Source organism: Pedobacter hiemivivus, assembly GCF_005144565.1.
Taxonomy (GTDB): domain Bacteria; phylum Bacteroidota; class Bacteroidia; order Sphingobacteriales; family Sphingobacteriaceae; genus Pedobacter; species Pedobacter hiemivivus.
This window is the reverse complement of sequence record NZ_SWDX01000002.1, coordinates 518,226-533,667: the sequence shown is the minus strand read 5'-3', so window position 1 is coordinate 533,667 and position 15,442 is coordinate 518,226. Positions and strand designations below refer to the sequence as shown.

Genomic DNA, 15,442 nt, shown 5'->3' with positions numbered 1-15,442 from the left:
GGCTTGGGGGTATGTGCGAAGAAAAAAATTATAAAATAAATAATAGCATCAGTCCAATGATAAACCCCAGCTTAGGCTTCAGTATCCTTAAAGCCCTTTTCACCTGTGTTTTAACTGTCAATTCTGACAAATGTAATCGTGAAGCGATTTCTTTGTGGGACAGATATTCTGTACGGCTTAACTTAAAAATCTCACTCATTTTTTGAGGTAAAGCCGAGATCTCCTTTTCGATGATGCGTTTTAATTCTTTTTCCCTAACATAAAAATCAGTGAGATAATCCTCCTGTCCAATAAATTCGCCAAGAGAGTCTAAGTATTTGGTTTTTACTTTTTTGTGTGCAATCTGATTTAACACCATATTCCGCGTGGATGCATATAGGTAAGCAGATACACTTCCATTCACTGTTAATGAATCACGTTTCAGCCATATCATTTCGAACAATTCCTGAACTAAATCCTTTGCCTCATCCTCATCTAAAAGAATTTTTAAGGCATGCAGGTATAATAGTGAATAGAAACGATCAAAGACTTGCGTGTAGGCCCTATGATTCCCTTCCTTAATCAGAACAAACAATTCTTCATCTGTATGTAAGTGATATCCTGACATATAACAGTAAAAACTATCTATTACCGACGGATGATATGTCAAAAACTGACATAAACAGGCTCAGATAATATTGCATTTGGTTAGTGTATAACAAATGTAATACAATTAGTACATATCAGACTAGCATTTTATTCAATTTTCTTGGCAAATTGCAAAACTAAAAATGGCAACAGTTATTATAACCGTTGCCATTTCTAATTATTTTTGATTTATTAAAAATCTGGATTCTGAGTCAGGTTACCATTTGCCGTTCTTTCCGTTTCAGGAATCGGCATCAACAGATACTTATCAGCTAGCAGAATATTATGCACTTTTAATTGCTGGTCCTTCATTCTGCCAAGTCTAAGCAAATCATATCGTCTTTGCCCCTCAGCTGCAAACTCCCAACCTCTTTCATTTACCAGTGCGGTGATAAAATCATCCTTACCCGGTGTAGTTACAAAACTTAAAGGTAACAGCCCCGCTCTACCCCTAACTGCATTGATACCATTAAATTTATTAGGATCGCCGGTGTTAATCTGGTTCATCGCTTCAGACTGCATCAACAAAACATCAGCATAGCGTAAAATAACCCAGTTATTTCTGGCACTATTTCCTTGTCTAGATGGATCAGTAAATTTAAGGTAATAGAAATTACTGCTTGCTGGTACTGCTCCAATGGTTGCGGCTCTCCTTGTGTCTGTTACCGCATAAGATAGTGCAAAAGAATTCTCCACATAAAAAGCTTCATTTCCATCAAAAGGCGCAACAGCTTTTGGTAAGTGCATACGAGGGGTAATATTGCCTGTATTAGGTGGCAAACCAAACTGAACAGCAAAAATCTCTTCTTTATTTGCAGCTTTCTTATTCGGATCAAACACATCCGCAAAAGGCAACAAGGTGTATACTGCTGGACTTACTGCAATTACCTTATTACATTGCGTAAGGGCATTTTGATAATCAGTAGGTTCTGCCGCTGTACTTGATGCTCTGGTTAAATAAACCTTGGCCAATAAAGCGCTGGCAGCACCACTCGAAACTCTGCCTTTACTCGCTGCCGGAATCTTATCCTCCTTTGTACAATTGGTTTCGGCAAATATTAAATCTTCAATAACCTGAGCATATACCGTTTTAATCGGCGTACGTACAGGCTTGAAATCGTCTGTTCCCACTGTAGGTTTCGTAATCAAAGGTATATCACCAAAACTTCTTATTAAATCAAAGTAAGCCAGTGCCCGCAAAAATTTTGCATTACCAACAATATTGTCTCTGGAGACAGCAGGAATTGGTCCACCTTCAACATTTTTGATCACATCATTTGCTCGATTAATCAACACGTAAGAATTGTTCCACCAGTTGCTGATCTCGCCATTGGTTGAGGTATAGGTCTGGCTATACAATTCAGGTCGGTTGGTTTGTGGCGCACCAACTTTCATTTGATCGCCGGTTAAATCATTCACAATCCAAACAGTACGACCGTAATACTGTTGCAATTGCATAATGTTTATTACCCCATTCAAAGCAGCGAGTGCATCACCTTCAGTTTTATAAAATTTCTCTTCTGAGATAAAATCATAAGGATCTTCCTCCAAAAACTTTTTACAGGATGAAGTACTGACTACCATCAGCATAGCTAATATTATATATATCTTCTTCATTGTCTTGTTCTTAATAAATAAATCAATTAAAACCCAACTCTTACCCCAGCAGTGTACATTTTGGTTGTCGGGTAAGCGTTATAATCTGTATTTAAACTCAAAACATTTGTATTTACAAATGAGTTCACCTCAGGGTCATAACCACTATACTTTGTAAAAGTTAAAAGATTAGTCCCAGTCACATAAATACTAGCTGATTTAATGGTTTTACCCAATCCTTTGCCAAGCGGTAGGTTATAAGATAAGGATACCGTTTTCAAGCGTAGAAAACTTCCATTTTCTACTACATCACTTGTAATACCAGTTCTTCTACGTAAGGTACTGTTGGCCTTTGGAATAGTGTTACTGGTGTTTGGCCCAGTCCATCTGTCGTTTACAGTGGCCAGTTTATTGGTCGTAAAATCGCCTGATTCCAACTCATATTTATTTAAATTCAACACATCATCTCCTTGCACCCCCTGTATAAATAGATTTAGGTTTAAACGACCATAAGTGAAATTATTGGTCACTCCATAAATAAACTTAGGTTGTGCATGTCCCACAATTTCACGATCCTTCGCATCAATTACCTTGTCATTGTTCAAATCAGCATACCTTGGGTCACCAGGCAATACACCACTAATACCACTGGCAGCAATCTCCTCTTTTGTTTGCCAGATGCCAACAAAACGATAACCATAAAATGAACCAATAGACTCACCTACTCTTAAAACATTGGTCCCGCCGGTTCCTGATGGGAAAAGACTGCTACTGGCATCCCCCACAAAACGTTCTTTCTCACCAGCAAGATCAGTAACCTTATTGCGGTTCAATGAGAAATTTAAGTTGGTTGTCCATTGGAAAGATTTTCCGTTGATATTTTCACTGTTAATAGCGAACTCAAAGCCTTTATTATCGACACCTCCCGCATTCAATAAGATACTTGCATAACCAGTAGTACGTGGCACAGCAACATTCAACAACAAATCTTTAGTATGCTTGCTGTAATAATCGGCCGTCATAGTAATTCTATTTTTAAAGAAGGCCAGATCTAAACCAATGTCGAACGACGAAGTTGATTCCCATGAAAGATTCGGGTTAGCAATATTGGCTGGCGATACGCCAACCACACGAGTACTGCCGCCTAAAGTTGCACTATTTGTTGGATAGCGTCCGATGGATTGATATGGGTCAATTTCCTGATTACCGGATACGCCCAAACTACCGCGTAGCTTTAAATCGCTGATAAAAGGAAGCGATTTCATAAAATCTTCTTCAATAATCCGCCATGCAATTGCTCCGGAAGGAAAATATCCCCATTTGTTATTTTTGCCGAATTTAGAAGAACCATCTGCCCGCATAGTAAACGTAAACAGGTATTTATCCATTAAACGGTAATTTGCACGACCAAAGAAAGAAGCCAACGTATTTTTATTGTGGGTAGAGCCTGGAGTTAACACATTAGCGCCTAGCCCAATATTATCATATCCAAGTACATTGGTGAAAAAGTTTGTACTGGCAGAGAAAAAATCGTTAGTATCAAATTGTTGCATACTAAAGCCACCTATAATGTTAATAGCATTGTTTTCATTTAGCTGTTTATCATAAGTTAGCGTATTTTCATTTACCCAACTTACAGCGTTTGCATACTCTTTTCTTGCCGACCCCAATGTGTTGCTACCCAAAAATATATCGGAAGGGATATAGAGATTTCTTGTTAGAAAATCGAAATCTGTTCCAGCTGTGGTTTTAAATTTTAGCCCTTTGATAATTTCATATTCTCCATAAAAATTAATCAAACCGCGCAAGTCTTTATATTGGTTCGTTGTTTTGTTCGCATAAGCAATTGGATTTCCCAAGGCAAAGGTATACCCCGTTGGTCCATTTTGATAGGTATAATCGCCATTCGTCATCACAGGAACAGCAGGATTAATTCTTAAAGCATCCAACAAAACGCCTCCTGCTGAGCCACCACCGGTGTTAACAAGTGCTCTATTGTCAATACTGCCAGTCAGCTGAGAACTAAAGCCAAAATTCAACTTTTCACCAACCTTTTTATCGAGGTTAAATCTAATAGAGGCTCTCTTATAACCGGAATTGATAATAATTCCCTGTTGGTCGAAATAGTTCATGCTCAGGTTGTATTTGGTTTCTGGAGTTCCACCTATAAAATTTAGCTGGTAATTACTAATTGGAGCTGTTTGAAAAAGCTCATTTTGCCAATCAGTTCCCTCACCCAATGCAGCAATCTGTGCATCAGTATAAGGTAAGGCCTTTGCCAAGGTCGGGGTTTCTATATTCGTTAATTTTTGTGCATCGTTCAGATAAGTACCAAACTCGGTGGCATTCATCATTTTATAAGGCTTTCTTACTTTTTGCAATCCGTAATACGCTTCGAAATTAACGGCAGACTGACCGGCTGTTCCTTTTTTAGTCGTTATGATCACAACTCCATTCGCGCCTCTGCTCCCATAAATAGCAATTGATGAGGCATCTTTTAAGATATCGATGGACTGTATGTCGTTGGGATTAATGGTGTTTAAATTACCTGCTCCAGGAAATCCATCCACCACAAATAGTGGTTCATTGCTTGTATTGATAGAATTTGTACCACGAATCCTTAAACTCGATACTCCACCAGGTTGTGATTGGGTTTGCGTAACCTGTACCCCACTTGCTCTACCCTGAATCATCTGATCTGCACGGGCAATTGGTAGATTCTCTACACTTTTAGCCGAAATAGAAGACACTGCACCTGTTAAATCCTTTTTCTTCTGTGTACCATAACCTACCACCACAATTTCAGAAAGGGCACTATCCTCTTCTTTCAACACCACACTAATCCAGGTCCTATTATCTACCTTAATCTCTTGTGAGGCATAGCCTACGAAACTAAAAACAAGGGTGCCATTTCCATCCGGCAAGGTTAAAGCATAACTACCATTCCAATCGGTCATGGTAGCAACATTACTACCTTTAAGTTTTATACTTACGCCGGGCATAGGACCTCCTTTTTCATCGGTCACCTTTCCTTTCAGCTCTACTTTTTGAATAAAATTACTCCATAATACTTCATTTGGCTTACTTTCTTTGACAACCACCGTTCGGTCCTTAAACATAAAAGTAAAAGGTTGGTCTTCAAAACAAAGCCTTAAAACATCTTCCAGCGTTTGATTCTGAACTGAAATATCAATTCTTTTAGCTTTTTTAATGTCTTCTTGATTGTAAAAGAAATCGTAACCACTTTGTTTACGGATTTCTTTAAATAACTGTTGCAGCGTAGCATTCTTTTTGGAAATTGTGATGCGCTGCGCGTTACTGGCCTGAGCAAGTTGCAAAAAGGCGGTGACCAGTAGAATTGTAGTAAATTTCATGATTACCAGAAATTTATGCACAAAGCCCCGTGGCTTACATACAGATTGTTTGTAAAAGTTCATACATTTGGTTAGTTGGGTTAAACGAAAAATTAACTGTTGGAGGGTATCCCAGCCATTTTTACCGGGAGTGATTCCAGTCACTTCCGGTTTTTATTAGAATTCGCAACAGGCGGAAATCTTTGGCTTTAGTACCTCAAATAAGATGCTTATTCTGGGTCTTTTTCTCTTTTCATAGGCGTTACGTTTTTAATTATATTTGGTTAGTATATTATTTACTCATTTACTTTTCACTGTGTAACACAGTAATCCGATTGCCTTCAATAGCAAAATGAATCCTTCCGGTCGACTCCATAATCCCCAATACCGAGGAAATATTTTTAGAGCGAGACATTAATCCACCGAACTTCAAATTCTCGAATTCTCCTTTGTAAATCACCTCTACATCATACCATCTAGCTATTTTTCGCATGATACTTTTCAAATCATCACCATCAAAAATAAAATCACCTGCTTTCCAGGCCATCACACTTTCGATATCCACAGCTTTTACATTAATGTTTTTTTCATTTAACTGGCTTTGCTCACCAGGACTTAACAATTTTGAATCGTTAATTTTGGATGGATTATTCCAATCTCCTTTTAAAGAGACACGCACAGAACCTTCTAATAAGGTTGTTTTAATATCGGCTTCATCTTTATAACCATTGATGTTAAAATGTGTTCCCAATACTTCCACTTCCTGGTAGGCCGTTTTAACAATAAAAGGCACCCTAGAACCTGCCTTAATACCAGCAGAACTGCTTTTGACCGTTACTTTCGCTACTTCAAAATACCCTTCACCTTTCAACTCCACAGTCCTTGTACTGCCTGTAAACTTTGTTGGATACCGCAAAGATGAGGCTGCATTTAGCCATACTTTAGTGCCGTCAGGCAAATTAATCTGATATTTCCCGCCGTTAGGAGTCTCAATGGTATTAAATAGTGGGGCTCCATTTCCCCCTTCTTTATCAGAACCAGCTACGGTATATACCAATTGCCCATCAGCAGTTTTCTTGATCACTAGTCCCTCTTGTTTGGCAAGTTCCCCATTCGCGGCATCTGTTAATGATATTTTCCTACCATCAGCCAAGGTCAAAAATGCTTTATTACCACCAGGAAGTACATCGTTCTTTTTTACGGTATGATTAGCGACTTGCTGCACCTTTGATTTGTTTAGAAAAAACAATCCGACCGCCCCAATTATAAAAATAACAGCAGCCCAGGCTGCAGCTTTACGCAGATAAATTGTTTTTATGTTTGGCCTTTTTGTCGTAGTGTCTTCAGCAGCAGACAAGGCTGCCCAAACTTTATCCTTAGTATTTTCTATAATGGTATGCGTTGGCGTCCCCTCCTCGGATTTTAATTCCAGGTACCAGCTTTCTACAATTGCCTTTTCTTGATCTGAACAGTTGCCGGCTTTGTACTTCTCCAACAATCTTTTTGGGTCTCTACGCATACAGTATATTTGGTATTTTAACTTTATGCTATTATAACAGGAAACGTAGGGGGTATAGGGTACTCCTTTTGAAAATAAAAATAAAAAAAGCTTTTAATAGTACTTAAAGGCTGTTAGAATACAGAAATAAATACGCGATGATCCCTAGTTTTGGTTTGAGTATTCGTAAAGCTTTTTTAACGTGGGTACGTACGGTGTGCTCAGATATCTGCAATTTTTCAGCAATCTCTTTATGGGAAAGGTAATCCCTCCTACTCAATTCAAAAATCTCTCTCATTTTTGAGGGCAAGGCAGAGATTTCTTCCTCAATCATCTTCTTCATTTCATGCTCCCTTACCCTATAATCTGCAAAATAAGTATCACGATCTATAAATCCGCGTAAGGAATTGATGTACTTATGTTCAACTTCATGATGTGAAATTCGGTTGATGATACGGTTTCTTATTGATGCATACAGATAAGCTGACAAGCTATGTTCAAATGAAAGGCCTTCCCGACGTGTCCACAGCACTTCAAACAGTTCCTGAACTACATCTTTCGCCTCATCCTCATTACGCAATAACTTGCAGGCATGGATGAACAACAAACCATAAAAACGATCAAAAATCACAGTATAAGCATCCCGATCTCCCTCTTTTAAAAGATCGGCCAATTCTTCGTCGCTTAACTGGTTGTATGGCATAGCTCAAGTTGTAACTAAAATTAAGCATTTTAATTGACAACCATCCACTGCAATTCACCAGAAACCTGTAATCCTCTTTTATCAATTACCGAAAAATACCAAATCGTAATTCCATCAGGAAGTCCCGATAACCACACCTTATGATCTTTTATTGTTACCACCTTGCGTTCCCATTTTCTATCTTTTAATACCGATGTCGTATCCATTGTATAATTAAGATAAGCTTGATCAATAGGAACAACGGTTTTAATTTTTGAGGTTATTGAACCCTTTTTCATTTCAATGGCACCTAACTTTGGCAAAGAGGCAGTACCATTTAGATAACTATTGATAAAATGATAAATTTCGTCATTCCCCCAGCCATAACTATGGTTATGTTTAAGGCCAATTTTTATAGAAAGGTTTTTATCTTTCACCATGTTGTAGGTCTTGGCATAACTATCCAAATAAAAATGTCCATCGTTTGTTCCATTTATAAACAACACAGGCATCTTCGCTTTTCCTACATATTGAGAAGGGTCGTATTGCTTAACCCATGTAGCCTTATCTGATGCGCTCAATTTGTCCAATTCTTTAAGCATTGCACTGTTGTGAAATAGATAACCGCAGCCATATACAGGCACAACGGCTTTAAAGCGATTATCAATACCAGCCAATGAACAGCTAATGATCCCACCCCAACTAATGCCTGTAAGGGCCGTTCTATTACTATCTACCGCTGCAAAACTCCTGATTAGGTTATGTGCCAATATCACATCTCCTACCGCCTGATACATCCATTGCTCATTCAAATTGGGGGTAATGGTAAAGTATGGAGTTAACGAACCCGGCTCATCAAAGCCACCAGCTAGATGTTGTTTCTTAGCGTCGTTACCTCGCAAATCCATAGCTATGGCTGCATATCCTTTTTTAGCCCATAAAATTGCCCAGGCTTTAAATGCTGTCCCACCACCACCATGAACCAATACTACTGCCGGTAAATTTTTATCTTTTGATCGGTCGCCACTTAATGTTCCGGGACTGGCGTAATAAGCAAATACGTTTTTTGACTGACCTTTATAAGTCAAACCCTGATACACTATTCCAATTGCCGAATCCGTACTTATGGTTTCATAGTTGGGCACCTTATAAATTTCTTTTGTATCCCAAATTGTCCCCTTTATTTGGGCACTAGTGCTCTGGAGCCAAAAGAACACGGCGATAAATATGTATATTGGGATGTAATATCTGGTTAGCATCTCCATCAAATATAGGAGATTACAAGGCCTCCCATCTGCGAAATAATTGGCATTCTATTAAACTTTTTTGACATCAGATAGGACGGTTATCCCAACTGGTGCCCTGCCAACACCTAGGCAAAATATCTATGATTACAACCTCATACGATCAGATGGATTTGGTTATACCTAGACCTCTTCGGCATAATCACTTGGCGTGCGTCCAAATTGCTTAGCGAATTCCTTACTGAAATATTTACTATCGCTAAAACCTACCATATAAGCCACTTCATATACAGTATAAGTTTGTTGTTGCAACAACTGGGCTGCCCTTTTTAAGCGCACTGATTTAATGAAATTATTAACAGTTAAGCCCGTCAGCGCTTTAATCTTTTTATACAGAATTGGCGTGCTCATTCCTACATCAGCAGCCAGCACATTTACATTAAACTCATCAATACTAAAATTATGCTCGATGATGGTCATGATTTTATTTAAGAACTCTTCGTCTGTAGATTCAATGAGTACATTGGAAGGCTGCAAGGTAATTTGCTGACTAAACTTTCTGCGCATATTATTTTGCAGTGTGAGCAGGTTGTTAATGTTAAGCAGTAACACATCAATACTGAAAGGCTTGGTGATATAAGCCTCTGCACCCGTTTTTAGTCCGCTCACCTCGTGTATATTTCCTGAGCGTGCAGTTAACAGAATGATAGGAATATGGCTGGTTCGTGGATCTGTTTTAAGTACACGACACAACTCCAATCCATCCATAACAGGCATCATCACATCACTAACGATAATGTCGGGTATTTTTTCAAATGCGATCTGCGTGCCCTGTTGGCCATCCTCGGCTTCAATGATGTGATAGGCGTGTTTTAACGACTGCTTAATAAAATCGCGTATTTCACGGTTATCTTCCACAATCAATATTGTAATCCTATCTTCAGCAGGCAGCTCTTTCGTCAACTCCAGATCCGGCATCTCCTCAAACTCTTGTGGCAACTGGTACAACACAGGACTCTCCACGTTTACAAACTGTGGACTAAGTTCGCTCTTTTTAAAATGACTGCAGCCAGTTCGTAGTTTTAAGCTAAAACAAGTTTGAACATTTGCTTCACTAAGCGCAGGACTTGGCAAAAGAATTAGATCACCATGATGTAATCGGGCTATTTTTTTTGATAAGGCCAGTCCAATCCCTGTTCCATTGTTTCTTGAAAGCGGATCTTTTACCTGGTAAAAATTGGTAAACAATTTAGCTCTACTTTCTTCAGGAATCCCCTTACCATTGTCACATACAGTTATTTCTACAAATCCATTTTCTGTCCGATTTACCGATAGATTTATGATACCATATTCGGGGGTAAACTTAAATGCATTTGATAATAAATTAAAAAACACCTTTTCCAGTTGTTCCGAATCAAAATACACCTCTATATGATCGTCGTTGCTGATAAACTGATAATCAATATGATGTTTTATCGCCAGGTACTGGAATGATAAAAAGATCTCTTTTGCAAATTCCACTATATCTTCTGGAGACACATTTAAAGTCAATTTACCTGCCTCCTGCTTTCTGAAATCCATCAACTCGTTAACTAAACGGGTTAACCTTCCGGCATTCTTTCTTACGGTAAGCAATCGACGATTTATCCCAGGATATTCTTTTGTATCATTAATTAAATTCTCTAAAGGGCCTATAATCAGCGTCAAAGGCGTTCTGATCTCATGAGAAACATTGGTAAAGAAGTCCATTTTCATTTGGTAAACTTCATGTTCCTTCCTCAATAAAGCCCTGATCCATAGAAACCTAAATACAAGAAATAAGATCGCAGAAAATAAAATTATATAAATCAGATAAGCCCACCAGGTTTTCCAAAACGGGGGAGCAATATGGATGATCATTTCTTCTGGCTGATCGCTCCAAACCCCATCATTATTTGATCCCTTGATCAATAATTTATACGTACCAGATGGAAGATTGTAAAATGTAGCCGTTGGAGTAGTTACATAGTTCCACTCTTTATCAAGCCCCTCAAGTTTATAAGCATATTTGTTTTTCTCCGATTTGATGTAATTAAGGACAGCAAACTCTACACTAAAAATATTCTGAGCATGTGAAAAAGTAAGTTCTTTGGTCAAGCTAATGTTGCGACTCAACAAGTTACTTTCATCACCTATAGCAACTGTCTTGTTAAAAAGCCTCAATCGGGTAAAAATAACTTTTGGGATTTTTTTATTTTCTTTGATTTGGTTAGGATAGAAACTCACTAGGCCATTGTATCCCCCAAAATAAAGCTGCCCTTGGGTATCTTTATAAAACGAATTGTAATTAAATACGTTACCCGGCAATCCATCTTCGACAGTATAGGTTTTGAAAGATTTTCGATCAAATTTAGCCAATCCGTTGTCAGTACTGATCCACAGATTTCCAACCTCATCTTCTAAAATCCCCAGAATAACATTGCTCGGCAATCCATTTTTCATGGTGTAAAAACGAATTTTATGAGTTGCTGGCTGATAACGAATTAGTCCTGCATCATAACTTCCCAGCCAAATTATCCCACGTGAATCTTCCTGAATAAGGTTGATGTCATCAAATTTTGTGCTGTTGTCATCAATCTTAAACGTTTTTATTTTGTTGGTTACGGGATCAAGAATATAGGTTCCTGAATTAGTGGCGATCCAGATGTTTTTCTTAGAATCTTCAAATAAATACCTAAGAAACTTTAAATCATGATGATTTCCGGGACTGCTATAGGGCGCGAAGTTATTTTCCTTTTCGTTATATATAAAAATACCTTGTGCCCGTGTGCCTATCCAGAGTCTGTTTTTACTATCGTGTAACAAACAGACAATCCGATTAGAATTTAAAGCTTTAGGGTCAGTATAATTTGGCTTATAATGCCTAAAGGTTTTTGTCTCAGGCAAATAAACATCAAGCCCTCCCTCATAGGTACCTATCCAAACCTCCCCATTTTGATCAATTGAAACTGCTTTAACCAAATTTGAGCTAAGTGAATTGATATTTTCTGAATCGTGCTTAAAGCTGGTAAACTTACCTGTTTTACGATCGAAATAATTGAGTCCTTCGGCCTCAGTTCCGATCCATAAGTTGTGGTATTTATCTTCAACAATAGAACTTACGACATTACTACTGATCCCATTTTTGCCTAAGCTGGTCTTGTATTCTCTAAATGGTGTTGCATTGGGATGATAAAAGTTTACGCCGCCGAAATAGGTACCCACCCACATCGATTCAGTCGCATCCTTCACCATATCATAGATAGAATTGTGATTTAAACTTGTAGGATCTTCGGGATTATGGTTTAACACTTTGAATTTAAAAGTATTCAGATCTAATATGTTTATACCATGAAGGGTAGAAATCCACAATCGACCATTCTGATCTGTTTTAATCTTACGAATTACATTGCTACTAATGCTATTGGGATCTCCTTTTTTAGTCACGAAATGCCTAAAAGTTCCCTTCTCGCGATCCATTAAGTCCAGGCCATCATTATGTGTTCCTACCCACAGGTTATGCTGTGGATCTTCAAAAACCACACTGATGTCATCATCAATAAGACTTTCCGGATCTCCGGGCTTATGGAAATAAGATTGATAGTTATATTTCCCATTTTTGAATTCTAATCTTGTTAGCCCCTGGATAGTTCCGATCCACATCACACCTTTATGATCCTGATGAACAGATTTAACCAGCTGATTTGCTAAGCCAGGGCTGCTCCCTTTACCAGGCATAAATCGAACAAAACTGTTACCACCAATTAACTTATTTAATCCGCTATCCGTTCCTACCCAAATATGCCCCTTATTGTCTTCAAAAATACTTCTTACAATATTATTGCTAAGGCTATTTTTCCGTTTGGGATCATATTGGTAGCGTTGAAAAGAGTTGGTTTCAGGCAAATACCTACTCAATCCTTTTTGTGTAGCTACCCATAAATTACCTTTGGTATCGGTCAATAAAGCATTAATATTCTGCCCACTACTTAATGAGGAACTGTTTCCTCTTTCGCGTTTATAGACCTCAAAATTTCTGGTATTATACTTATTTAAGCCATCCTTTGTTCCAAACCACATGAAGCCCATGCTGTCTTGCGCAATAGAAAGCACACTGCTTTGAGAAAGCCCATCTTCAACAGTAAGGTGTTTAAAAGTAATCTTGTCTTTTTGGGCAATGGCTGACCTATATCCACACAATAGCATGAATAACAGGGACAGTTTAATCCAAAAAAATGATGGTGACATTGGACAGGCTCATTTGGTTTAGCGTAAAAATATGATTTTACTTTCATATTTGTTACGGCAGCTAAACAAAAAGAGCCTGTATGAATAATGTCTATTCGTTATTTCTGAACGCTAAACTTATAAACGGTTACCGTTTTATACGCTTGTCCTGGTTTTAATTCCGTTGTAGGAAACGTAGATTGATTCGGTGAATCAGGGAAATGTTGGGTTTCCAAACAAAAAGCTGAACGGTGCGGATAACTCACCTGACCTTTACCATCATGGTCAGCCCCAATTAAGAAATTACCACTATAAAACTGTAATCCTGGTTCTTCCGTTAAAATATCCATCACAATACCAGTTTTAGAACTGACAACTGTAGCCACCTTCTGAAGCCCATTACCTTTTCTCAATACAAAATTATGATCGTAGCCCTTTCCAAATTTCAACTGCTCGTTTTGATCATTGATCCTTGCACCAATTAAGGTTGGTTTGTTAAAATCAAATGGTGTTCCTGCAACTTGTTCCAATTTTCCTGTAGGAATTAAAGTAGAATCAACTGGAGTATAAGTATCTGCATCAATTGACAGCAAATGATCTGTAATTGTTGAATCTCCTGCCCCATTCAAATTAAAATAGGCATGGTTGGTTAGGTTCAATACAGTATGCTTATCTGTAGTTGCGTTGTAGCTTATTTTCAAAGCATTCTCATCGGTTAATTCATAGGTTACCTTAACCGTTAAATTTCCCGGATACCCAGCTTCTCCATCTTTAGAGAAATAACTCAATTCGAGAGTTTGATCGTTCACTTTCTTAGCATCCCAAACCTTACCAAAAAAACCGTCAAATCCACCATGAAGCGTATTCACGCCATCATTCAGTTCCAATTGATAAGTTTTGCCTTCTAATGTAAACTTTCCTTGCCCGATACGATTTCCATAACGACCAATTAATGCCCCAAAGAATGGTTCTCCTTTTTTCTGATAAGCTTTCAGGCTATCGTAACCTAATACTACATCTTGAAGTGCCATATGTTTATCCGGCACCAACAAGGATACCACTCGTCCACCATAATTGGTAATTGCAGCTTCTACTCCGTTTTTATTTTTTAATACAAAAAGTTCAACATTCTTCCCCGCTATGCTGGCCTTAAATCCGTTTGCATCTGGTATATGGGCAGTCGAAACAGCCAAAGCGTCATTTCCGGTAGATTGATGATTGTTTCCATTGCTACAACCGCTTAATGTCCATACCGAAATAAAAATTAAACAAATGGATTTGAAATTTTTGTTCATAATGCGTTTTTATATATTTGATCTTATTACTAATGTATAAAAAGAATATTAAATGTCAAAACAACTATTAATATTCAAAATATGATACATTTACAACTATAGATATTTAGCCCAAAGAACTAATGAAAAAATATACTGATCAGACTCGTTTTTTAATTGCCGTTGATTGCATTGTTTTTGGATTTGATGGAGAGCATTTAAAGATTCTCCTAATTAAACGAGGCTTTGAACCGGAAAAGGATAAATGGAGTTTGATGGGAGGTTTTGTTAGGCCCGAGGAGAGTCTGGATGGTGCAGCCAACCGGGTACTTACTCAGCTTACCGGACTTGAGGGTGTTTACCTGGAGCAAATCCAGGCATATGGTGACCCGTTAAGGGATCCCATTGAAAGAACCTTATCGGTTACTTATTTTGCATTAATCGACATTCATAAATACGAAACACAGATTAGCGATCAGTATCATGCCGAATGGTTCCTCTTGAAAGATGCACCTGAATTGATCTTTGACCATGGTGAAATGGTGGAAGCGGCAAAAAAGAAAATAAGATATAAAGCGGCCTTACACCCTATTCTTTTCGAACTTTTACCTAAAAAATTCACCATTCCGCAACTTCAAAACTTGTATGAAGATGTATACAATACACAAATAGACAACCGCAACTTTATCCGAAAATTAACGGCAACTAAGTTGCTGATCAAACTTGCTGAAAAAGATAAATCTGGTTCTAAAAAAGGTGCGTTTTATTTTAAGTTGGATAAGAAAAAGTATAAAGCAAACTTCCAGGCATTCCTAAACTTCATTCCAAACCCGGACAAACTAATATCTGTATAAGAACCCTTTAGCTCATAAAGCAGGATTCTTAAAATAAATTCTTTTATTAAATTAAATAAACGTTAATTA

The 15,442-nt window shown here is 37.9% G+C and carries 9 protein-coding genes; 1 reads left to right on the top strand and 8 read right to left on the bottom strand.

The genetic code is table 11. The features are described 5' to 3' along the window. Positions 1-28: 28 nt before the first annotated feature. The 8 genes from FBD94_RS05750 to FBD94_RS05715 all read right to left on the bottom strand — a co-directional run bounded on the left by FBD94_RS05750 (position 29) and on the right by FBD94_RS05715 (position 14,540). Positions 29-607, bottom strand: coding sequence for an RNA polymerase sigma factor (locus FBD94_RS05750; RefSeq protein WP_131606370.1), 579 nt, complete (start codon positions 605-607; stop codon positions 29-31). Between the two features lie 212 nt (positions 608-819). After that, positions 820-2,244, bottom strand: coding sequence for a RagB/SusD family nutrient uptake outer membrane protein (locus FBD94_RS05745; RefSeq protein WP_136879440.1), 1,425 nt, complete (start codon positions 2,242-2,244; stop codon positions 820-822). Between the two features lie 26 nt (positions 2,245-2,270). Then, complete coding sequence (locus tag FBD94_RS05740) at positions 2,271-5,597, bottom strand: TonB-dependent receptor (protein WP_169472227.1); 3,327 nt, start codon at positions 5,595-5,597, stop codon at positions 2,271-2,273. A 283-nt stretch (positions 5,598-5,880) separates the two neighbouring features. After that, positions 5,881-7,095, bottom strand: a complete 1,215-nt coding sequence (locus tag FBD94_RS05735; protein WP_136879438.1) for a FecR family protein — start codon at positions 7,093-7,095, stop codon at positions 5,881-5,883. A 103-nt stretch (positions 7,096-7,198) separates the two neighbouring features. Continuing rightward, positions 7,199-7,777 (bottom strand): RNA polymerase sigma factor, encoded by a 579-nt coding sequence (locus tag FBD94_RS05730; protein ID WP_131606378.1) that lies wholly within the window; start codon positions 7,775-7,777, stop codon positions 7,199-7,201. Positions 7,778-7,806: 29 nt separating this feature from the next. Further along, positions 7,807-9,015, bottom strand: coding sequence for an alpha/beta hydrolase family protein (locus FBD94_RS05725; RefSeq protein WP_169472226.1), 1,209 nt, complete (start codon positions 9,013-9,015; stop codon positions 7,807-7,809). A 168-nt stretch (positions 9,016-9,183) separates the two neighbouring features. After that, entirely contained in the window at positions 9,184-13,266 is a 4,083-nt protein-coding gene (locus FBD94_RS05720; RefSeq protein WP_131606382.1) for a hybrid sensor histidine kinase/response regulator transcription factor, read from the bottom strand. A gap of 98 nt (positions 13,267-13,364) precedes the next feature. Continuing rightward, positions 13,365-14,540, bottom strand: coding sequence for an aldose epimerase family protein (locus FBD94_RS05715; protein WP_136879436.1), 1,176 nt, complete (start codon positions 14,538-14,540; stop codon positions 13,365-13,367). Positions 14,541-14,662: 122 nt separating this feature from the next. Here FBD94_RS05715 and FBD94_RS05710 point away from each other — a divergent pair, with 122 nt between their 5' ends. Continuing rightward, on the top strand, positions 14,663-15,373 hold the full coding sequence (locus FBD94_RS05710; protein ID WP_131606386.1) for an NUDIX hydrolase: 711 nt from the start codon (positions 14,663-14,665) through the stop codon (positions 15,371-15,373). The last annotated feature ends 69 nt before the right edge of the window (positions 15,374-15,442 follow it).

What these genes read in the sequence shown, in the direction of transcription:
- FBD94_RS05715 (WP_136879436.1), bottom strand. Translation starts at nt 14,540, where the DNA reads ATGAACAAAAATTTCAAATCCATTTGTTTAATTTTTATTTCGGTATGG.
- FBD94_RS05735 (WP_136879438.1), bottom strand. Translation starts at nt 7,095, where the DNA reads ATGCGTAGAGACCCAAAAAGATTGTTGGAGAAGTACAAAGCCGGCAAC.
- FBD94_RS05710 (WP_131606386.1), top strand. Translation starts at nt 14,663, where the DNA reads ATGAAAAAATATACTGATCAGACTCGTTTTTTAATTGCCGTTGATTGC.
- FBD94_RS05725 (WP_169472226.1), bottom strand. Translation starts at nt 9,015, where the DNA reads ATGCTAACCAGATATTACATCCCAATATACATATTTATCGCCGTGTTC.
- FBD94_RS05740 (WP_169472227.1), bottom strand. Translation starts at nt 5,597, where the DNA reads ATGAAATTTACTACAATTCTACTGGTCACCGCCTTTTTGCAACTTGCT.
- FBD94_RS05745 (WP_136879440.1), bottom strand. Translation starts at nt 2,244, where the DNA reads ATGAAGAAGATATATATAATATTAGCTATGCTGATGGTAGTCAGTACT.
- FBD94_RS05720 (WP_131606382.1), bottom strand. Translation starts at nt 13,266, where the DNA reads ATGTCACCATCATTTTTTTGGATTAAACTGTCCCTGTTATTCATGCTA.
- FBD94_RS05730 (WP_131606378.1), bottom strand. Translation starts at nt 7,777, where the DNA reads ATGCCATACAACCAGTTAAGCGACGAAGAATTGGCCGATCTTTTAAAA.
- FBD94_RS05750 (WP_131606370.1), bottom strand. Translation starts at nt 607, where the DNA reads ATGTCAGGATATCACTTACATACAGATGAAGAATTGTTTGTTCTGATT.